General features: G+C 41.2%; 10 protein-coding genes. All 10 read left to right on the top strand.

The window, feature by feature from the left end:
• Nucleotides 1–204: 204 nt before the first annotated feature.
• A complete protein-coding gene (locus tag BXY64_RS07025; RefSeq protein ID WP_120239186.1) occupies nt 205–4278 on the top strand; it encodes a hybrid sensor histidine kinase/response regulator transcription factor in 4074 nt (1357 codons plus the stop codon).
• A gap of 286 nt (nt 4279–4564) precedes the next feature.
• Nucleotides 4565–7582, top strand: coding sequence for a SusC/RagA family TonB-linked outer membrane protein (locus BXY64_RS07030; RefSeq protein ID WP_120239187.1), 3018 nt, complete (start codon nt 4565–4567; stop codon nt 7580–7582).
• 102 nt (nt 7583–7684) lie between these two features.
• Complete coding sequence (locus BXY64_RS07035; RefSeq protein ID WP_170150603.1) at nt 7685–9196, top strand: RagB/SusD family nutrient uptake outer membrane protein; 1512 nt, start codon at nt 7685–7687, stop codon at nt 9194–9196.
• Nucleotides 9197–9361: 165 nt separating this feature from the next.
• Complete coding sequence (locus tag BXY64_RS07040) at nt 9362–10735, top strand: glycosyl hydrolase (RefSeq protein WP_120239189.1); 1374 nt, start codon at nt 9362–9364, stop codon at nt 10733–10735.
• A 69-nt stretch (nt 10736–10804) separates the two neighbouring features.
• Nucleotides 10805–11818, top strand: a complete 1014-nt coding sequence (locus BXY64_RS07045) for a glycoside hydrolase family 43 protein (protein ID WP_120239190.1) — start codon at nt 10805–10807, stop codon at nt 11816–11818.
• A gap of 61 nt (nt 11819–11879) precedes the next feature.
• Nucleotides 11880–13295 carry a sulfatase-like hydrolase/transferase gene (locus tag BXY64_RS07050; protein ID WP_120239191.1) on the top strand — a complete coding sequence of 472 codons (1416 nt, stop codon included), beginning with the start codon at nt 11880–11882 and terminating at the stop codon, nt 13293–13295.
• A gap of 10 nt (nt 13296–13305) precedes the next feature.
• Entirely contained in the window at nt 13306–14946 is a 1641-nt protein-coding gene (locus BXY64_RS07055; RefSeq protein WP_120239192.1) for a right-handed parallel beta-helix repeat-containing protein, read from the top strand.
• Between the two features lie 72 nt (nt 14947–15018).
• Nucleotides 15019–17232 carry a sulfatase-like hydrolase/transferase gene (locus BXY64_RS07060; RefSeq protein WP_120239193.1) on the top strand — a complete coding sequence of 738 codons (2214 nt, stop codon included), beginning with the start codon at nt 15019–15021 and terminating at the stop codon, nt 17230–17232.
• A 110-nt stretch (nt 17233–17342) separates the two neighbouring features.
• Entirely contained in the window at nt 17343–20588 is a 3246-nt protein-coding gene (locus BXY64_RS07065; RefSeq protein ID WP_120239194.1) for a glycoside hydrolase family 2 TIM barrel-domain containing protein, read from the top strand.
• 6 nt (nt 20589–20594) lie between these two features.
• On the top strand, nt 20595–21995 hold the full coding sequence (locus tag BXY64_RS07070) for an arylsulfatase (RefSeq protein WP_394340473.1): 1401 nt from the start codon (nt 20595–20597) through the stop codon (nt 21993–21995).
• Nucleotides 21996–22011 lie beyond the last annotated feature (16 nt).

Genomic DNA, 22011 nt, shown 5'->3' on the forward strand with positions numbered 1-22011 from the left:
GGCTCGAAGCCAATAGGTTTGGAAGAGGTTGTTTCTTGTTGCGAAGGAGACAACCACTTTTTTGTTACAGCCAATTTGAAATAAGGATGAATTGTATAAATTGGTATCCTCTGTAAGCTTTGTTATTATTAAAAGTATTAATTTGAACCCATAACCAAAATTCTCTTACCCATTGGAGAATACAGACCGAAAATTTGTGAAACTATGAGAGCATTTCTTTTCTTACTATTGTTGTTGATTGCTGAACAGCTTCGTTGTGAAAACGAGGTGGTTCGATATTTAACTGTGGAAGATGGGCTAACTCAGAATGAGATTACCGGAATTGTTCACGACTCAAAGGGCTTTATGTGGTTTGCCACGCGTGGTGGTTTAAATCGTTACGATGGCTATGAGATCGTACAGTTTAAACCCAGAGTTGGAGATCCCAACAGCATATCAAATCCTTCTATCGAATGTTTGTATGAAGATTCGAAGGGGAGATTTTGGATAGGAACAAAATCAGGAGGTGTGGACATGTATGATCCCAGCAGTGGGAAATTCAGGCATTTTAGAAACGATAGCTTGTCAAAGCCTCAAATTGGGGACAATCGCATTGTTTCCATTTTTGAGCAAAGCAATGGGAACATTTGGTTTGGAGGTTGGACTGGAGGAATAAGCATCTGGAATTCGCAGACCGATTCAATTCAGTATCATTTTGAGAACCATAAGATTTCGGCCATAAAAAGTGATGATGCAGGGAACATATGGATAGGAACCAATCGGGGAGTATATCAATATGAGATAGAAGAGGAGAGGTTTGAGAAGCTCAAAATGGGTGCACATAACCGATCGGATATTAATGATCTGGTAATTGATTCGAAGAGAAATGTACTTTGGATTACTGCCTGGGATAAGGGCTTGATAAGGCACGACTTAAATAGTGGGAAAACGAAGGGATATTTGCCCGGGGGTGATTCTGAATTGAAGAAAAGGTTCAATCGAAATTCCTATTCCATACTCCTTGATTCCAAGGGAATGGTGCACATGGGAACATGGGGAGGCGGTCTGTTTTGCTTCGATCCCGATTCGGAACAGTTTAGCAAACAAGTTCTGAAGCCTCAGATGCTTGGTGAGTTGAATACCGATTACGATATTGTTCTTAAGATTATAGAGGATAAAACGGGTACCATTTGGGTAGGTACCGATGGTGGAGGGGTATGTCGTTTGAGTGAGCAGCCTCCTTTTCAGGGGATTTCGGTGTACAATGAAAGAAGAACAGGCATTGAAAATTACCACATGCTGTCCTTGCTGGAAGATAAAAGCGGAAAGCTATGGCTGGGCACCAAAGGGGGTGGACTTTACTTGTCGAATGACAGGAATAATTTTATAGAGATTAAGCCCAATGATCCTAAGAATGTTGGTCCTGATTACAAGGTGATCAAGTGCATGTGGGAGACTGCAGATGGAAAAATGTGGATAGGAAGTAATTTTGGTTTGCATGAGATCATAAGCAGAAATGGAAATTACTACTTGTCCAATTACGCCGAAACAGCAAATCTGCAAATCAGAAAGATCTTATCCATACATGAAAAAGATGGCCTTTTAATGCTGGGAACACAGCAGCAAGGCTTATGGGTTGGAGAAAAACTAAATACCAACGGGGAAAATTGGAAGCAGTATTCTACAGGCGTAAACTCTATTCTGCAGAATGAGAGAATTTCTTTTATCCGTACCGATAGTAAGAAGCGCACATGGATTGGAACCTACAAGGGAGTTTATTTTTTCGATGAGAAGCCAGGGAATTTTTCAGAGCTGAAGCTGGCAGAGAACAATCAGCTGAGTAGCGATATTATCTTGTGCTGGTGTCAGTTGGATGAGAAAACTTATTTGTTGGGTACTCCAAGCGGATTGAACCTTCTTGCTGAAGGAAACTCAGGTGAATTTCAGGTAGAGCATTTCTATCAAAAGGAGGGTTTGCCCGATGACTATATTCACGCAATAGTATCAGATGAAAAGAGGCATTTGTGGATTAGCACCAATAGCGGAATATCCAGGTTTAACCCTGACAGCAAATCATTTAGCAATTACGATGTAAGTGATGGTTTGCAAGGGAGGAGTTTTTCAGAGGATTGTGCGTTTAAAAATTCCAGGGGAGAGATCTTTTTCGGAGGAGCAAGTGGGATCAACTATTTTCATCCGGAAAATATAAAAGACAATACTGTGCTACCCAATCCGGCCATTATTAGTTTGGAAATGCACAACAAAAGGGTAATGGCAGGCGAGGAGTTGCATGGCAGAAATATTCTCGAAAAAAATATCAGCTATACCGAGGAGTTGGAGTTGACTCACAGGGAAGGTGAGTTCTCACTGACTTTTGCTGCCCTGGCATACGATGCACCTGAACGAAATAAATATGCTTATCGTCTTTTAAACTACGACAAAAGATGGAATTACTCAGGAAGCAACAGAACCGTTACATACAATCAGCTTAGGGCAGGAAAGTATGTGTTTGAAGTAAAGGCATCCAACAATCACAATGTCTGGAATGAGAAACCTGTGCGATTGCATATCAAAGTGATACCCGCTCCGTGGAAGTCGTGGTGGGCCATTGTAATCTATATCCTTATCGCTTTGGGACTGGTGGCACTAATCAGGTGGGTAGCGGTTCGTCAGAGCAGGATGGCTCATCGTCTGGAGATGGAGAGCATGAAGCTCGATCAGGTGAACGAGTTGAATGAAATGAAACTGAGATTCTTCACCAACATTTCCCACGAATTCCGTACGCCGCTGACACTGATTTTAGCTCCTGTTCAGGAACTGCTAAAGGGAGAGGACCTTCCATCCCTTGGACGAAAAAAGCTAAAGGTAATCGAACAGAACTCTAAAAAGCTATTGGGGCTGGTAGGGCAATTGCTCGACTTTAGAAAAGCAGAAACCGGTAAGATGAAAATACTGGTTCGCAAACTCGACCTGATCAAATTCCTAAACCAGGAAATTAAAGCATTTCGATCCTTGGCCGAAAGTAAGAATGTAGAGTTGTCTTTTGAACATGAAGTCAGTCAGCTGACCCTTTGGTTCGATCCTGAGAAAATTGGGATTGTTCTGAATAATCTGCTCTCCAATGCCTTCAAGTATGTTTCGGAGGAAGGACATATTGCAGTAAAAGTGAAGCGGGAAGAAGAGAAAGTGAGTATACAGGTTTGCGACAATGGTCAGGGAATTCCTGAAAGCGATTTGAAACGAATTTTTGACCGCTTCTACCAGGTAGAAAGCAACCTGAATCGCTCAAGAGGAGGTTCCGGAATTGGTCTGGCATTATCAAAGAGGATCGTGGAATTGCACCAGGGAGTGCTTGCGGTAAGAAGTACCAGAAATGTGGAAACTGTATTTACCATAGAACTGCTGTTAGGGAAAGAGCAGTATGAAGAAAACCAGGTTGAAGTGATATCAGAAAGGCAAGAGCATATGGGAGAATTTGTGCAGCCTGCTGTAGATGTGCCTGCACCCAAAAGACAGGTGAAGAAAGAGAAGGGAGAAAGAGATGTCATTTTAATTGTAGAAGATCAGGAAGATATCAACAATTATATTGCGGATATGTTGGGAGAAGACTATGATGTCATTCAAAAATTTGATGGAATAGAGGGATATGCCAATGCCATGCAGAGCATGCCTGATATCATTATTTCGGATGTGATGATGCCGGGAATGGATGGATTTGAGCTGTGTGAGAAGATTAAAAAAGAGGAAAGAACGGCTCATATTCCAATAATCCTGCTGACGGCAAAAACAGCCGATCAGTTTAAAATAAAAGGATTGACAACAGGTGCCGATGCATATCTGACGAAACCTTTCAATCCTGAAGAGTTAAAGACAAGAGTCTATTCCTTGCTGAAAAACAGGAAGATGTTGAAAGAATCTTTCAGCAAGAAAGTGAAATTGGAACCTACTGACATAGAAATCTCATCCTATGAGGAAGACTTCTTAAACAAAGCCGTACAAATTGTAGAAAAACAAATGCACGAAGCCGATTTTAATACAGAAGTACTGGCCTCTTCTCTAAACATGAGCAGCTCAACCCTGTATCGAAAATTAAAACAACTTACAGGGATGTCAACCAGTATTTTTATTAGAACGATTCGTTTAAAAAGAGCAGCTCAATTGTTGGCAGATCCACAAAAAACGATTGCAGAAATTTCGGTGCAGGTTGGTATTTCTGACTTGAAATATTTCCGCAAATGTTTTCGGGAATTATTTGGTAGTTCGCCATCTGACTATAGGCAAAGTATTGAAAAACAATAGATAAGTATGATTGAGTGAAGGTTTAGCCCTTCGCACTTGCAATAAATAACCCCTTTAAAATAGATTGATTTCCCCCTTGTTGATGAAGTATTAGATTCTAAAAAGGGGCGTTTTTCAGAGATCTTGCAAGTAGAAATTATTTGTAAGGAAAATGAATAAATCAAACTCTTTTACAGGTCAGAAAAGTGAATCGAGAAAGCTTAAGGTGCTTAATATTATTGCGTACATCTTTTTGATCGCAATTCTGGCTGTAATCTTTATTGCAATTTTAATCTAATTACTAGTTATGAAAAAAACTATGCGAAAACTAAGTCTTCTGGTTGTAGTATTGTGTGCTTTTGTCTCTATGGTACATGCACAAACACTTACTGTGTCCGGGAAGGTTTCAGATCAATCCGGAGTAGGTTTGCCCGGAGTAAATGTCGTCATTAAAGGATTTACAAGTGGAACGGTTACCGATTTTGATGGCAATTATACCATTGAAGCGGAGAAAGGAAATGTTTTACTATTCAGTTTTATTGGATACAAAAGCAAGGAAGTAGTGTGTTCGACCGAATCAAAAATCGATGTTGTTCTCGAGGAAGAGACGATCGGTGTTGATGAGGTCGTTGTTGTGGGTTATGGAACCCAGAAAAAAGCGAATTTAACGGGTGCTGTTTCTTCAATGCGAATTGATGATGCGGTGAACCAACCTGTGACCAATACCACCCAGTTGTTGCAAGGAAAAATGACTGGTGTTCATTTAACTCAAGGTGGTGGACAACCTGGTAAGGATGCTGCAACCATTCACATTCGTGGTATTGCTACCAACGGAGAATCAGGACCATTGGTGTTGGTTGATGGAGTGGAAAGAAGCCTTGGAGATGTAGCTCCATCTGATATTGAAAGTATTTCTGTACTAAAGGATGCTGCTTCGGCGGCTATTTATGGTAGCCGTGCGGCAAATGGTGTAATTCTGATTACTACAAAAACGGGTGAAGTCGGTAAATTAAAGGTAAAATACAATGCCTACTACGGATGGCAGGAAGCTAGTGTACTTCCAAAGATCATGGATGCGGCAACCTATGCAGAATTGATTAATGAAGCTACGGGAGAGGTAAGATATTCAGAGGAAGAGATTGCGAAAATCAAAGATGGATCGGATCCAGATCGTTATTCTCAAACCAACTGGGCAAAAGAGATTTTTAGAACGAGTCCGGTAACCAACCATTACCTGTCTTTTTCGGGAGGATCTGAAAAAACTTCCTATGTGTTCTCAATGAACTATATGGATCAGGAAGGGATCATGCTTGGCTCAAGTGCCAAACGATACAATATGAGAGCTAAAATTGACTCTCAAATTAAGAAGTGGTTGAAAATTGGTATTAACATCGATGGCAGTGTGAAAAATATCAAGTCTCCGCTTGATGATCTATCAGGAGATGGAGGTATCATGAGAAGAATTTATTTTGATACACCTGTTGCTCCGGTAAAATATTCAAATGGCGATTGGGCAGTACAAGATGGTAGTGAGGCTTTCTTTATTAAAAACGTAGTTTTCCGTTCTCAATTGGGGAAACATGAAGATGATCAGTACCGTTTGAATGCTAAGTTTTATGCGAATTTGAATTTGTTAAAAGGATTGGAGTTCAGAACCAATGTAGCTTATAGTTATTATAACGCTTTGGGAACTAAATTTTCTCCAACATTTTCTTTGAATGATTTGGAAGGAAATTCTGTTGTTTCCAATGACATTAATACCCTAAAAGATAATACTTCAACCTGGCACAGACTTTTGAATGAGAACATTTTAAAATACAATGTGGATTTTGATAAGCACTCCATTAATGCCTTATTAGGTCACTCTATTGAGACTTATCGCAAAGATGTCATGAACAGTCAGATTAGTGGATTTCCAAATAATGAAATTCATGAGTTAAATGCAGGTTCTATTGATCCAACAGTATCTGGTTCTGCACAGGAGTTGAAGTTACAATCTTTCTTCGGACGTGTAAACTATGCATACGATAGCAAATATCTGTTTGAAGCCAACCTTCGTATCGATAGTTCTTCAAGATTTGCTAAAGGAAACAGAACAGGTTACTTCCCATCATTCTCAGTGGGCTGGAGAGTTTCTGAAGAATCATTCCTTGCGGATGCTGAATTCCTGTCGAATTTAAAAGTGAGAGCCAGCTGGGGAAAACTGGGAAATCAAAACATTGGTAACTCATTCTATCCTTATGAGCAAACTTACAACCTGGGTCAGGATTATATTTTTACCGATGGAGCAAGTTTGGTTGGTGGTGCAGCCATTACAGGTTTAGCTAATAAAAATCTGAAATGGGAGAGTACAGAGACCTATGACCTTGGTGTTGATTTCGGTATTGGAAACAACTTCAGTATGTCTTTTGATTATTTCCATAAGAGAACCAATGATTTGCTGTTGAAGTTGCCTCAGCCTCTAAGTCTAGGTAGTGCGGCTCCTTATCAGAATGCCGGTGAAGCTGTAAACAAAGGTTGGGAAGTTTCTGGTGAATATCATGGTAAAACAGGTGATTTATCTTATTCGGTAGGATTTAACTTGTCGAGAATCCAAAATGAATGGACTGATTTGAAAGGAACTGAATTCTATCCAACCAACAGAATTCACAGAGAAGGAGAAGCCATGTTCTCTTACTACGGATGGCAGGCAACCGGAATCTTCCAAACGGATGAAGAGGTAGCCAATGCTGCAACACCTTCCAATAATGCTGCTCCTGGAGATATTATCTACAAAGATGTTAGCGGACCTGATGGCGTACCTGATGGAAAGATTGATGACAATGACCGTGTAATTATTGGGAACCCGATTCCTGAATTTACCTACGGACTGAATGGTAGTTTAAACTATAAGGGAATTGATTTCGCCTTTTTGTTCCAGGGTGTGAAAAATGTGGATCGTTACGTAAGTGGAACAGGAAACCATGCCGGAAACGGTGATAGAGCCAACTGGACTCCTGATTGGGTAAATCGTTGGACAGCTGAAAATCCAAGTAGCAAATACCCACGTCTGGGTCACAACCGAGACAATGACAAACAATCATCTTACTGGGTGCAGGATGCTTCTTACCTAAGATTGAAGAACCTGGAAATTGGTTACACTTTCCCACAAGCCTTAAGCAAGAAAGCTGGAATCGAGAGATTAAGAATTTATATGAGTGGTCAGAACCTATTGACTTTTACCGATTACAAGAACTGGGATCCTGAGAAGGCTATTGGTAACATTAGAAGTGAATCTTACCCATTGGCTAAAACCTATACTTTGGGTGTTAATTTAACTTTTTAATTGAATTAAGGAATGTTGATTTTATGAGTGTGTAACTCATAGGATTCCTCCTTATAAAGGAGATAAACAGAAGAAAAAACCTTAATGATAAATTATAGACAGATGAAAATTAAGATATTATATTTATTCATGATACTTGGGATTGTGAGTGCGTGTTCCGATGATTTTATGGATACCTCCAACCCGAATCAAATTAGTGATGGCTCATTTTGGAGCAGTAAGAGTGATGCGGAATATGCACTAGCCGGTTGCTATGATGTATTACAGAGCAAGCCAATGTATGGTGGTGGCGTTTATAATTCAGGTATTAGAGATCATGATTGTTTGAGTGATAATTCCTATAACGTATGGGAATGGATGGGACTGGAACCTATTGCTGATGGAACTACAGATCCTACTCATTGGTTTTTACAGGGATTTTGGGAAAGTGCCTACAAGGGAATTGCCCGCTGTAACAATGTAATTGCCAATGTACCTACTATTGAAAGCATGAGCGAGGATGAGATCAACACCATCCTGGGTGAAGCGAAATTCTTAAGAGCATTGTTTTATTTTAACCTTGCAAATGGATTTGGAGAAGTTCCCTTGATTCTGGAACCTCAAACCGTTGAGACTGCATCAATCGCAAAAAGTACAGTTCGTGAGATTTACGATGCAATGATTGTAGATCTGACTTTTGCAGCCGATAAGCTGGGAACAGCAGATTTTGGTCACGCCGATCAGGGTGCAGCATTAAGCTTGTTAGCCAAAGTATATCTATATGATGGAAAATTTACCGAGGCAGCAGCTACTGCTAAACAGGTTATGGATTTGGGAACTTATACTTTGTTTTCTGATTACAATACTTTATTTACACCAACCAATGAAGTGAATTCTGAGGTGGTTTTCTCAGTAAGATTTGAGAGTGGTTTGGCTGATAATAATGGGGAAGCATTTTCCGGAACTTGGGCAAAAGTACCTCAGACACATCACCAGCCAATGCCGAATTTTGTTAATGATTTTTATTGCATTGATGGATTACCTATTGATCAGTCTCCATTGTACAATGCCAATGATAAAAAATTGAATCGTGATCCTCGTCTGGATGTATCCGTAATATTCCCTGGAGAGGTTTGGATTGAAGGAGGTAGCCCATTGGCGAAAAAGAAAGTGAAGACTGGTTATGCCATGCACAAGTACATTCGCAATACCACCGAATATTTGTCTGATGGACCTCAGGATTTCTACGTGATAAGATATGCCGATGTATTGTTAATGCGTGCTGAAGCTTTAATTGAAAGTAATCAAATCAGTCAGGATATATATGATTTAATCAATGAAGTGAGAGAAAGAGTGAATATGCCACGAATCGAGGATGTTGAGGGAGCAGGTTTAAGCCAGGCAGAATTGAGAAACATCCTTCGTCATGAGCGTCGCGTGGAATTTGGATTGGAAGGAACCCGTTACTACGACTTAAAAAGATGGGGAACCCTTGAGGAAGCTACTGTTCGTGCAAATGCTGACAATATTGTGAACCATTTTATGGCATTTGAAGGGGATAAAACACTTTATTGGCCTCTTCCTCAGGTAGAAGTTGATAACAATAAGCTTCTTGATCAAAATCCAAACTGGTAAATCAACTAAGGATTTATTTGAGATAATTAGAAATAGAAGAACTTTTTGACTTGCTGTCCAATCTGAAAAGTCGGGGCAGCAAGCTTAAGGTGAAGTACATCCTTTTGCAGATAGCTTTGTGTTAAGACAAAGGGTTCTTTCTTAATTATTTAAAAAGAAAATCATATGCAAATTCAAAATATTCAGCAAAAAGTAAATGTCTTTTTGTGCCTGATTTTTATGGCAGGATTTTTTATGGCCTGCGATAGTAGTTCAGTAGAAGAAGAAATAATCCCTGAAGAGGAAACTCCCGTAGAAGAAACACCTCCAGCTCCGGAAAACAAAAAAGGGACGTGTATGTCCTACAAAAATGCAACCTGGTCAACCCGGGTGTCACGATTAAAAGCGCATTGGCATTACTCATGGGGAAAAGATTTGAAACCCAATGAACCAGCGAATGTAGAATATGTGCCAATGTTTTGGGGCAAGAAAGTGGAAGATGAAACGATTGCCTATCTAAAGCAATTGAAAGAAGAGGGGAAAATAAAGCACATTCTTGGTTTTAACGAACCCGATGGCGAGGAGCAGGCTAATATGACTGTTGATGAAGCAATCGCCCTGTGGCCTAAACTGGAAGAAATTGGATTACCATTGGGAAGCCCGGCAACCGTTGGAAGTCCGGCTGGTAATGCATGGTTGAATGATTTTATGGCGAAAGCAGAGGCGCAGGGTCTTAGAGTCGATTTTGTTTGTATGCACAGTTACGGCGGATTGAATGTAGATGCCTTTATGGACAAGGTAAAAGAAGCACACGAATTGTATGGCAAGCCAATCTGGATCACAGAATTTGCTGTGGGAGATTGGAATGCAACAACGCCTGCCGAAAACAAGTACTCTGCTGATCAGGTTTTAAATTTTATGAAAGCAGTTCTTCCTAAACTTGATGAGCTGGACTATGTACACCGATATGCATGGTACAATGCCAAAACAACTGATGCGCCATTAGCTTCATCTGTCCTGTTCGATGAAAATGATGAGTTAACTCCACTGGGAGAATACTATGCGAACTTTGATCCTAATACAGAGATTGGTCCGGGGGAAGATCCGGTTTCGGAAGAAGACCCAAATAACCTGATTACCAACGGAACCTTTGAAACAGGAGAATTTACTCCATGGCAAGGTTTTAAATCTGGAGTTGTAGGAGAAGCCACTACAGAAATGTATGAAGGTGTCTATTGTGGAAGAATACAAAATAACGATGGTTCCATGTTCCAGGTTATCACTCTGGAAGCAGGTAAAACTTATGAAATCAGCTTTTTTACCAAATGGTCAGAGGATACGGAACACACATTTGCCTTAAAATTAAAAGATGAGGCAGGTGAGAAAGCCATCTTGCACAGCCTTGATATTTCAAAAAGCATAGAGTGGACGGAAAATAAAACTGAATTTACTTGTCCTGATGATGTTAGCAAGGTGAAATTCCTTCTTTACAAAGGAAAAACAGACCCTGCAATGCCACCAATTTACCTTGACAATATTTTGGTGAAGGAGAAAATATAAAGTAGATGAATTACATGAAAAGAATCTGTTAATGGGGCTATTGACAGATTCTTTTCAAAGAACAACGATATGATGAAGAGTACAAAAATAGCTTTGATTTTGGGAATGATAATGGCATTGTTCTCATGTGCAGAAAAAGAGAATACCAATATTTATCCAGGAGAAGTTTGGAAGGATATCCAGGGGAATCCAATTAATGCACATGGAGGTGGCATATTGTTTCATGAGGGAACCTACTACTGGTATGGTGAAATGAAACAAGGTAAAACCTGGAGAGTTCCCTATTTAAAGTGGGAATGCTATAGATGTGATGCGGGAGGAGTGAATTGCTATTCTTCAAAAGATTTGGTGAACTGGAAACATGAAGGAGTGGCCTTGCCATCTGTAAAGGTCGATTCAACTCATGACTTACACACTTCAAAGGTGATTGAACGTCCGAAGGTAATCTACAATAGAAATACTGGAAAGTTCGTCATGTGGATGCACATTGATTCCGAAGATTACCAATATGCAAGGGCAGGAGTAGCCATTAGCGATCATCCGCAAGGGCCATTCACTTACCTGCAGAGTATGCGTCCTAATGGTGCCATGAGCCGTGATATGACTCTTTTTGTTGATGATGATGGAAAGGCGTATCACTTTTACTCTTCGGAAAAAAATAAGACCATGCATGTTAGCTTGTTAAATGATGACTTTACAGCTCCATCGGGTAAGTACAAAAGAATTTTGGAGAAGGAGTCACGAGAAGCTCCAGCTGTGTGGAAACACCAGGGTAAATATTACATGGTTTCATCAGGATGTACAGGTTGGTCGCCAAACCCGGCTCAAATTTCGATTTGCGATTCCATAATGGGAGATTGGAAAACAGTATATGATCCTTGTGTTGGAGCTGATGCCAATAAAACATTTTTCTCTCAGAGTACCTATGTAGTTCCAAATCCATACAGAAAAGGGGAATACATATACATGGGAGACCGTTGGAATAAAACCAATTTGGAAGATTCGAGATATGTATGGCTGCCCTTAAGTTTTGAGAATGGTAAAGCCAAAATTGAGTGGCACAAAGAGTGGAGTGTGAAATAGTTGGATTCCTCTGTACAGGAGTCACAAAAGAATTAAAAGAACGAATTAATCAGACTAAATAATGAATTTTCAAAATTCAATACTACTGGGATCAGCTTTGTTGGGAAGCATGGGCATCTCCTGTAAAACACAAAAGAAGAGTACAGACTTAAATCAACCAAATGTAATTGTTATTCTGGCTGATGATGCTGGTTATGCAGATTTTGGTTTTATGGGAAGTACCGATCTGGAAACACCCAATATTGATCGTTTGGCTCAGGATGGTGTGATTTTTACCGATGCGCACGTTTCAGCAACGGTATGTGCTCCTTCCAGGGCAGGTTTAATTACAGGAAGGTATCAGCAGCGATTCGGTGCTGAATGTAACATACCTCCGCACAATTTAGGAGTTGATACAAGCGAAGTGAGCATTGCTTCTGCCATGAAAAAGCAAGGGTATCATACTTCAGTATTCGGAAAATGGCACCTGGGAGAGCAACAAGAGTATCATCCCAATAGCAGGGGATTCGATGAGTTTTTTGGTTTTCTGGAAGGAAGTCGTTCCTATTTTCCTCATGAAATGAACGACAGACCCGGAGATCCGCATGAGATCCAGCACAATGGCAAGCATGTAAATTTTAATGGATACTTAACCGATGTCCTTGGAGAGAAAGCCATAGAGTATGTAGAGCAACAGAAAGACAATCCGTTTTTCATGTACCTTTCGTTTAATGCTGTTCACACTCCAATGCATGCCACCAAAGAAGATTTGAAAAGGTATGAAGGACATCCGCGACAGGATCTGGCTGCGATGACCTGGGCCATGGATAGAGCTATTGGAAAATTGGTGAACAAGTTAAAGAAAGAGAAGATCTATGATAATACACTGATTTTCTTTCTGAGCGACAATGGAGGAGCTCATAATAACCAGTCTTCTTGTCTTCCGCTAAAAGGTTGGAAAGGCAATAAGTTTGAAGGAGGACACCGTGTACCTTTTGTAATGAGTTGGCCTAAAAAAATAAAGGGAGGACAGAAATATCATGCTTTAACATCGGCGCTGGATATTTATGCAACGGCATTTGAAATTGCTGGTGGAGAAGGAAGCCCTGGAAAGAAACTGGATGGGGTTAACCTACTGCCTTACGTGACAGGGGAAAATGTAGATGCTCCTCATGAGCAATTGTTCTGGAGAAAAGAAGGAATGGCAGCTGTTCGCCAGGCAGACTGGAAGTTGATTCGAGTGGATGGCTATGGCTATCGCCTGTATAATCTGGATCGTGATTTGGGTGAAAGCAAAGACCTGCAGCTGGCAGAAAAAAGTCAAATGAATGACATGAAGATGGCCCTGGAGAATTGGGAAGAGGGCTTAATGGCACCCTTGTGGACAGAAGATAAAAACTGGAACAGGGTAACCTTTGAAATTCATAAAGCACTTATGGAGAATAGAAAATCAACCATTCATTCACCAAGCGATTTGAATGTAGCAGAGCAAAAGTAAACCAATCACTATGCAAGGAAAAGTAATACTATATATCACTTTACTACTATTTGTTAGTAGTACATGTTTTGCAAAGAACTATTATGTAGATCCTGTGAAGGGTAATGATCAATATCCTGGTACTAATCCTTCGCTACCATTTCAAAATTTAGAAAAGTTAACATCACTTCAAATTCATCCCGGAGACAGTATACTGCTGTCTTCGGGAGTTATTTTTTATGGCAGCCTGGAATTGAAAAATGTTAAGGGAAGGAATAGTCAACCCATTGTAGTTTCCACCTATAATGCTGATGGTACAAAGGCAGAAGAAAAGGCGCTGATTAAAGCTCATGGAAAATTAAATGGCATTTTATTGGAGAACTGCAGCTTTGTAGAGTTGGAAAATCTTCAAATAAGTGCGGAAGCTGATGGTATGCCGACTGTGAATAAGAATCAAATGTGTTGCGGCATATTAGTGAAAACAAGCAAGGTGGATCAATATGCTCATATCTACTTAAAGAATCTGCATGTAGAGAATATATTCTATGAGAAAAAAGGCTTCCAAAGAGGAGCCAAAGAGGTAAAAACCGCCAATGGATCACAAAACTATGGTTGGGGAATCCGCTTTATCAATAGCCTTGAAGGGGCATCAATCGAGGATATAAAAATCCAGGATTGTTTGGTGGAAAATGTAGCACATACGGGAATCAAGTTTACCAGTAAAACCTCCAAATATGGTTTGCGAAATATATCTGTCGAAAACAATAAGGTCATAGAAACGGGAGGTCCGGGCATTCAGATGTCGGGCGTGGAACATGTTATCGTTCGTAACAATATTGTAGACAAATCGGGAAGCTCGGATGATACCAGAAAATGGGGACGAGGAAGTGGACTATGGACCTGGGGTTCCAATGATGTTTTAATTGAAAAAAATCGATTTGTAAATGCGAATGGTCCGGGAGATTCTGCCGGAGCTCACATCGATTTTAATTGTAGCAACATCATTCTTCAATACAACTTTAGTGCAAATAACGCCGGGGGCTTTTGTGAGATTTTAGGGAACAATTACAATTGTGCTTACCGTTACAATATCAGTGTTAATGATGGGTATCGTGTAAAGGGAGAGAAGAATGCCTTTCAGGAAGGAAAGGTCTTTTGGCTGAGTGGATACAATGGCAAAAGGAAACGTAAAGGGCCTTTTAATTCCTATTTTTATAACAATACCATTTTCGTAAAGAAGGGTATTCATGCCAAGATAGCCATCGATAAGGCTGCCTCTGGTGTACTCATTGCCAATAATATTTTCTGCATTCAGGGAGAATCCAGTGCTGTATTGGGAGATCAGTATAATCCTGAAAAAGCAGGGAAGTCTCAGATTAAAAATGTTGTTTTTCGAAATAATATGTATTTGAAAGCGGAGAATTGGCCCAGGGAGATTCCTATTCAGGATGAAAGCGCCATTTATGCAAATCCGAAATTTAAAAATCCGGGAGGAAGTCAAGTCTCAGATTACCTGCCGATGAATTCAAAAAAATTGAAGAACAAAGGAATTCAAATTCAGAAGATACCTGGCGATACTATTGGTTTGCTTCCGGGTTTGGAGTTAAATCATGATATATTAGGGAATAAAATTACTGGTATGCCCGATTTGGGAGCAATCGAAATAAGATAAGACCTAAGAGGAAACGAACATGTACACTTTATTTAGGAGTTCCAAATGGTTTTAAAATGAAAAGGTAAACAGATGAAGAAGATTTATAGTAATATATTAATGACTGGTACAGCTTTGATGGGAGGTTTGCTTTCCGGAAATGAAGCTGTTGCGCAGGAAAAGCCCAATGTGATCGTTATTTTGACAGATGATCAGGGCTTTGGAGATGTAGGGTTTAATGGTTGCAAAGACATACCAACTCCCAATATCGACAGGATTGCAAATAATGGAGTGAAATTTACAAATGGATGTGTGACCTATGCTGTGTGTGGGCCAAGCAGGGCCGGGATTATTACCGGACGCTACCAGGATCGTTTTGGTTTTGGAAGAAATCCTCTTTGTGCCCCACAGGATACTCTACAAGGATTACCTGCTACGGAAGAAACTCTGGCAAAGACACTTTCTCATTCAGGTTACAAAAGCATGGCCTTGGGAAAATGGCATTTGGGAGCACACAAATCGCAATATCCTTTGAAAAGGGGATTCGATGAGTTTTATGGTTTTCTGAGTGGAGGGCATAAATACTTTCCTGAAAACTGGACTTTGAATGACATTACCGAGATAAAAGCTCAATTCGATGCCTACAATACTCGCTTGATGCGTGATAATGGCAGGGTGCATGAAACAGAATATCTTACTGATGCACTTAGTAGGGAAGCGGTTTCTTTTATAGAACGAAGAAAGGAAGACCCATTTTTCATCTATTTGGCATACAATGCTCCTCATGCTCCTTTGCAGGCAAGTAAAAAATATTTGGATCGATTCTCTCACATCAAAAATAAAAAGAGAAGAATTTATGCAGCAATGGTTAGTGCCGTTGACGATGGTGTTGGTTTGGTTTTAAATAAGCTGGAAGAGCTGGGCTTAGATGACAATACCATTGTTTTCTTCTTGTCGGATAATGGAGGACCGGAAAGCAAGAATGGCTCGGATAATGGAGCATTGCGCGATGGAAAAGGGAGTTTGTATGAAGGTGGAATTCATGTGCCTTTTGCTATGCAGTGGCCAGGAAAGATTCCGGCTGGCATGGTGTATGAAAACACTGTTAGCTCGTTAGACATTTTTGCCACAGCGGTAGCTTTTGCTGGCGCCACTCCAAAAAACAAATTGGATGGGGTGAATCTGATTCCCTATTTGAATGGGGAGAACAAGACGAAACCACACCCGCGATTGTTCTGGCGAAAATACGACCAGAAAGATTTTGCAATAAGATCAGGCGCTCACAAATTGGTCAAATACAAGTCGGAAGTGGAGGAGATCTACAATTTGGAGGATGATATCAGCGAAAGCAATCCTTTGGAACTTAGCGAAGAGAATCATTATTCAGATTTAAAAGAAAGCTATCAGAAGTGGGAAGCTGAAATGAAAGATCCTGTCTTCTTGGGCTTGATGCAGAATAAAAAGTACAGCAAGCTAAATCCTGAACGATTTAAAATGATTAGTCCTTTTAAACCGGATACTTTGGAAGCCAGAGCTCCTGAAGGATATGAGCTTTTGTGGGCCGATGAATTTGATAAGGATGGAAAACCTAATCCTAAATATTGGTCGTACGAAGAGGGATTTGTTCGCAATCAGGAGTTGCAATGGTACCAGGCTGATAATGCCAGTGTTGCTGGGGGAACACTTATGATTGAAGGCAGACGAGAATCTGTAAAAAATAAGAAGTACAAAAAGAGAAGCAAGAACTGGCGTTACAACAGAAAACAGGCCGAATACACTTCTTCGTGCATCAAAACGAAAGATAAATTCACATTTCAGTATGGTATCGTTGAGGTTAGAGCGAAAATAGATTCTCAACTGGGAATGTGGCCAGCCATCTGGACCCTGGGAATCGATCAGAAATGGCCAGCTAATGGCGAAATTGACCTGATGGAGTTTTATCGCCACAACGGAGAGGCTAAACTACTGGCCAATGCTGCCTGGGCCAATAAGGAAAAGCAAGCTGTCTGGGATTCCGAAAAGCTTCCTTTTGCTGATTTTACTGCACCGGAGAACGATTGGGCTGATAAATTCCATGTATGGAAAATGGAGTGGACCAAGGAGTACATTCGCCTTTATTTGGATGATGTGTTGCTGAATGAAATAGACTTGAAGAAAACAGTGAATGCCGATGGCTTTAATCCATTTCATCAACCGCATTACCTTTTGCTGAACCTTGCAATTGGAGGAAATGGAGGAGATCCTTCTCAGAGCAATTTTCCGTCCAAATATGTGGTGGACTATGTAAGAGTTTATCAGAAAAAATAAAACTCGATTAAAAATATTGATTAAAGGGGAGGTGAGATCATTTGACTGACATGCCTTAGTTCTTCATTTTAAAACCTACTCTTTATTTACCAAAAGAAAAAGATACAAGCATGCAATCAACCTTAAAACGAGCAAGCTGGTTTATCATCATCTTGCTGATTACCATGAATACTAATGCCCAGCGACCGAACGACTGGGAAAATCCCCTGGTAACGGGAATTAACAAGTTACCTGCCCGATCAACCATGTATTCTTACGATTCCCGGGAGAATGCCTTGAAAGGAGTAAGAGAAACTTCCGACAGGCTTTTGTCCTTGAACGGGGAATGGAACTTTAAGTTTACACCTACTCCCGAACAGGCGAGTAAGGATTTCCAACTACAGGGAGTGGTAGGATGGGATAAAATTCAAGTGCCCTCAAATTGGGAATTGCAAGGCTATGGAACAGCTATCTATACCAATATCGTTTATCCATTTGTGGTGAATCCTCCACTGATCGATCCTGCTGACAATCCGGTGGGATGTTACCAACGCAGTTTTACTCTTCCCGAAAATTGGGATGGCATGAATGTGAAACTTCATTTTGGTGGGGTTAGCTCAGCCTTTTATGTATGGGTGAATGGTGATTTTGTTGGCTACAGCCAGGGAAGCCGTTTGCCATCTGAATTTGACATTACCACCAAGCTCAAGAAAGGAAAGAACAATGTTTCGGTGAAAGTATTTCGCTGGTGCGATGGATCTTACTTGGAAGATCAGGACCATTGGAGGTTGAGTGGCATACACAGAGAGGTGCTTTTACTGGCAGAACCTGCCTTGCACATTAATGATTTCTTTGTGCAAACCAGACTGGATGAGGAGTATGAGGATGCCAATTTGGAAATCAGACCCAATATTTATTGGGATGGGAGTACAGAACTGAAAGGCGCAAAACTGGAAGCAATGCTCTACGATGCTGATGAGAAGGCTGTTTTTGATGAGCCCCTTGAAGTATCGGTGGAGAAGGTTGTGAATGAAAAGTATCCCCGTCTCGATAATGTGAAATTTGCCCTGATGGAAAAGAAGATTACCAATCCTTTGAAATGGACTGCTGAGACGCCCAATTTATATACACTGGTATTTGCCTTGAAAGATGCTGAGGGTAACCTGTTGGAAGCCAAGAGCACAAAAGTAGGATTTCGTTCTGTGGAGACTTCTCCGGAAGGGGAACTGCTTGTAAATGGAAAGTCAGTCTTGATGTATGGGGTAAACCGTCACGATCATCATCCGGTGCGTGGGAAAGCGGTGACAAGAAAAGACATGTTGGAAGAAATTCTTCTCATGAAACAGTTCAACATTAACGCCATAAGAACCTGTCATTATCCTAACGATCCTTACTTCTATGAATTGTGCGATCAATATGGCATCTATGTGATGGATGAAGCCAATTTGGAGACTCATGGTCAGGGAGGACTGCTTTCCAACAAAGCACAGTGGAATCATGCCTATATGGAAAGAGCCATACGAATGGTGGAGCGTGATAAAAATCATCCGTCTATTATTTTCTGGTCGCTTGGAAATGAATCGGGCAGAGGCCCCAACCATGCTGCCATGGCCAGTTGGATACGCGACTTTGATATTACCAGACTGGTGCATTATGAGCCGGCCCAGGGAAATCATCACTTGAAAGGATACATTCCACCGGGAGAACCAAATTATCCGCATCACGATGATAGATTGGCGAATCCGAGAGATCTTGACTATGTAGATGTGGTAGGACGTTTCTATCCATCGCCACAATCGGCTTTGAAAATTGCCAACCAAAAGGGAGATCATCGTCCTGTGGTTTTTAGTGAATACGCTCATTCCATGGGGAATTCTACCGGAAACTTCAAGGAGTTTTGGGAAGCTTTCAGAAGCCATAAACGTCTTGTTGGTGGTTACATTTGGGATTGGAGAGATCAGGGACTGCTAAAGAAAAATGAAAAGGGAGAGTCGTTTTTTGCTTATGGCGGCGATTTTGGCGATAAAATCAACTCCAGCAATTTCTGCATTAATGGTGTGGTAGATCCAAACTTACAACCTCATCCTGCTCTTTGGGAAGTAAAGAAAGCTTTTCAACCAGTAGAGATTGCCTGGAGTAACAGAAAGGAAAACACCATTCTAATTACCAACAGACATTTTTTTAAGACTCTTGATTATTGCGAATTGTATTACAGCTTGACAGAAGATGGAAAGGAAGTGAAATCAGGCAAAGTGGAAATGGAATCACTTGCGGCAGGAGAATCTGCAATCCTGGAATTGCCTGTAAGCGAGTTGAAGAGAAAACAGGAGGGAGCCGAATATTTTGTGACCCTCTCAGTCCGACTTAAAGAGGCTGCAAGCTGGGCTAAGGCAGGACATGAGATTGCCTCGGAGCAATTAGCCTTAGAGTGGAACGCCAAGGCGGTGAAAAATCTGGATCGAAATAAGTTGAGCCCAATTGCTTGCCAATGGAAAGATTCTCTTCTTCTGGTAACAGGAGAAGATTTTAGCCTGGTAATGAATCAGCGTTCAGGAAGTTTGGATTCCTATACCTACAAGAAAGAAACACTGATTCAGGAGAGTTCCTTGCAGCCAGAGTTTTGGCGCCCTCAGACCGATAACGACAGAAGAGGAGCTAAAACACACAAGAAGCTGGCGGTTTGGAAGAAGGCTTCCCTGAATGCAAAACCTGAATCATTTACCCTTGAACAGATTGGAGAGAGCGAAATAAAGGTGAGTGTGACCTTCCTGTTTGCAGATGGAAAGGCCAAATGGAAAGCTGACTATCGAATTTTTGGAAATGGTTTTGTGAAGGCGGAAATCTACATGGATGCTGACAGTAAATTGCCTAACCTGCCTCGTATCGGTCAATCTTTGTCCATGCCAAGCTCCTTTAGTGAGATCAAATGGTTGGGGCGAGGACCTTTTGAGAATTATTGCGATAGAAAATCGGCCTCCTTCATCGGATTGTACGAACAGAATCTGGAGAGTTTCATGGAGGAGTATGTCTACCCTCAGGAAAATGCCAACCGATCGGATGTGCGTTGGATGAGCTTTAGAAACAATCAGAATACCGGAATTCAGATTTTGGGAGAACAAGACCTAAACATGAGTGCCCGCAAACACAATTGGCAACAAATTGAAGCTGCGATGCATCCTTATGAATTGCCTGCAACCAATTTTATTAGAGTGCAGATTGATGGGCAACACATGGGTGTAGGCGGAAATGATTCCTGGAGCAAGAATGCCAGTCCGATAAAAAAATACCGCGTCAAAGCCGGAAAGTATGATTATTCATACTGGCTGAAACCCATGAATGCCAAATCAAAGGAAAGCAGAAGCAAAATCGAAAAATAAACAGTTATGTACTTGACAAAAATATTACGCTTAGGAGTCATCATTGTTGCTGCACTATATGGCTCCATGGTATTTGGACAAAATAAAGCAGACCGTCCCAATATCATATATGTTTTGGCAGATGATTTAGGCTATGCCGATTTGGGATGTTTTGGTCAAAAAAAGATCGAAACCCCACATATCGACCGCATGGCAAAAGATGGAATCCTTCTGAGCAATCATTATGCAGGAACCACTGTTTGTGCCCCTTCAAGGTGTGCCTTGATGACGGGACTGCATACGGGACATACCGATATTCGGGGGAACAAAGCGAATCAGCCGGAAGGTCAGTATCCCATTTCTGCAACTACAAAAACCGTAGCGGAATGCATGCAGGAAGCCGGATACAAAACGGCACTGGTGGGAAAGTGGGGACTGGGTTATCCAGGCTCTGCAGGCGATCCATTGAAAAAAGGTTTCGATCATTTCTATGGTTACAATTGCCAAAGACATGCACATACTCATTACCCTGATTATTTGTGGGATAATGACAAGCGCATTGATGTTCCGGAGAATAAAAATGGACAGAGAAAAGTACACAGCCATCAACTGCTTACCAATAATGCACTGGAATTTATCAGGCAGAACAAGGAAGAAGCATTTTTTCTTTACCTGTCCTATGTGGTTCCCCATGCCGAACTGGCAGCTCCAAAGGAATTTATGGATCAGTACAAAGGAAGGTACCAGGAGACGCCGCATCCCGGAGGACATTACCACAAGCAAGATTCGCCCAAAGCTGCATATGCTGCAATGGTTTCGATGATGGATGCGGACCTGGGACGAATCAGATCACTTATCGAGAAAATGGGACTGGCAGAAAATACCATCATCATTTTTACCTCGGACAATGGGCCACATCTCGAATCGGGAAACGATCCTGATTTTTTCGATAGCAATGGCATATATAGAGGCTACAAGCGTGACCTTTACGAAGGAGGCATTCGTTCCCCTTTTGTGGCCTGGTGGCCAGGGAAGATCAAAGCGGGTACAAAGAGTGATCACATCAGTGCCTTTTGGGATTTTATGCCTACAGCCTGCGAACTGGCAGGAGTGGACGCACCGGAAGGTCTGGATGGCATATCCTATGTGCCGGCTCTACTGGGACAGGAACAGGCTGAACACGATTACCTGTACTGGGAGTTTCATGAAAAAGCAGGCAAGCAAGCCATCCGCAAAGGGAAATGGAAAGCCCTGCGCCTGGGGGCGAAAAAGGATAAAAATGCAGCCATACAATTGTTCGATTTGTCTGTTGATCCTGGCGAGGAAAAGAATGTAGCCGATCAGCATCCCAAGCTGGTCAAAGAGATGAAAGAACTGTTTGCGAACTCACGCAGGCCGGTAGATGCTTTTCCTTTTGGCGATCAGTAAAGAATCAATTTTAAAA

The organism is Marinifilum flexuosum (assembly GCF_003610555.1).
Taxonomy (GTDB): Bacteria; Bacteroidota; Bacteroidia; order Bacteroidales; family Marinifilaceae; genus Marinifilum; species Marinifilum flexuosum.

Bases quoted from the DNA above. Each gene is read 5' to 3' on its own strand.
- BXY64_RS07025 (WP_120239186.1), top strand. From the start codon at position 205: ATGAGAGCATTTCTTTTCTTACTATTGTTGTTGATTGCTGAACAGCTT.
- BXY64_RS07030 (WP_120239187.1), top strand. From the start codon at position 4,565: ATGAAAAAAACTATGCGAAAACTAAGTCTTCTGGTTGTAGTATTGTGT.
- BXY64_RS07035 (WP_170150603.1), top strand. From the start codon at position 7,685: ATGAAAATTAAGATATTATATTTATTCATGATACTTGGGATTGTGAGT.
- BXY64_RS07040 (WP_120239189.1), top strand. From the start codon at position 9,362: ATGCAAATTCAAAATATTCAGCAAAAAGTAAATGTCTTTTTGTGCCTG.
- BXY64_RS07045 (WP_120239190.1), top strand. From the start codon at position 10,805: ATGATGAAGAGTACAAAAATAGCTTTGATTTTGGGAATGATAATGGCA.
- BXY64_RS07050 (WP_120239191.1), top strand. From the start codon at position 11,880: ATGAATTTTCAAAATTCAATACTACTGGGATCAGCTTTGTTGGGAAGC.
- BXY64_RS07055 (WP_120239192.1), top strand. From the start codon at position 13,306: ATGCAAGGAAAAGTAATACTATATATCACTTTACTACTATTTGTTAGT.
- BXY64_RS07060 (WP_120239193.1), top strand. From the start codon at position 15,019: ATGAAGAAGATTTATAGTAATATATTAATGACTGGTACAGCTTTGATG.
- BXY64_RS07065 (WP_120239194.1), top strand. From the start codon at position 17,343: ATGCAATCAACCTTAAAACGAGCAAGCTGGTTTATCATCATCTTGCTG.
- BXY64_RS07070 (WP_394340473.1), top strand. From the start codon at position 20,595: ATGTACTTGACAAAAATATTACGCTTAGGAGTCATCATTGTTGCTGCA.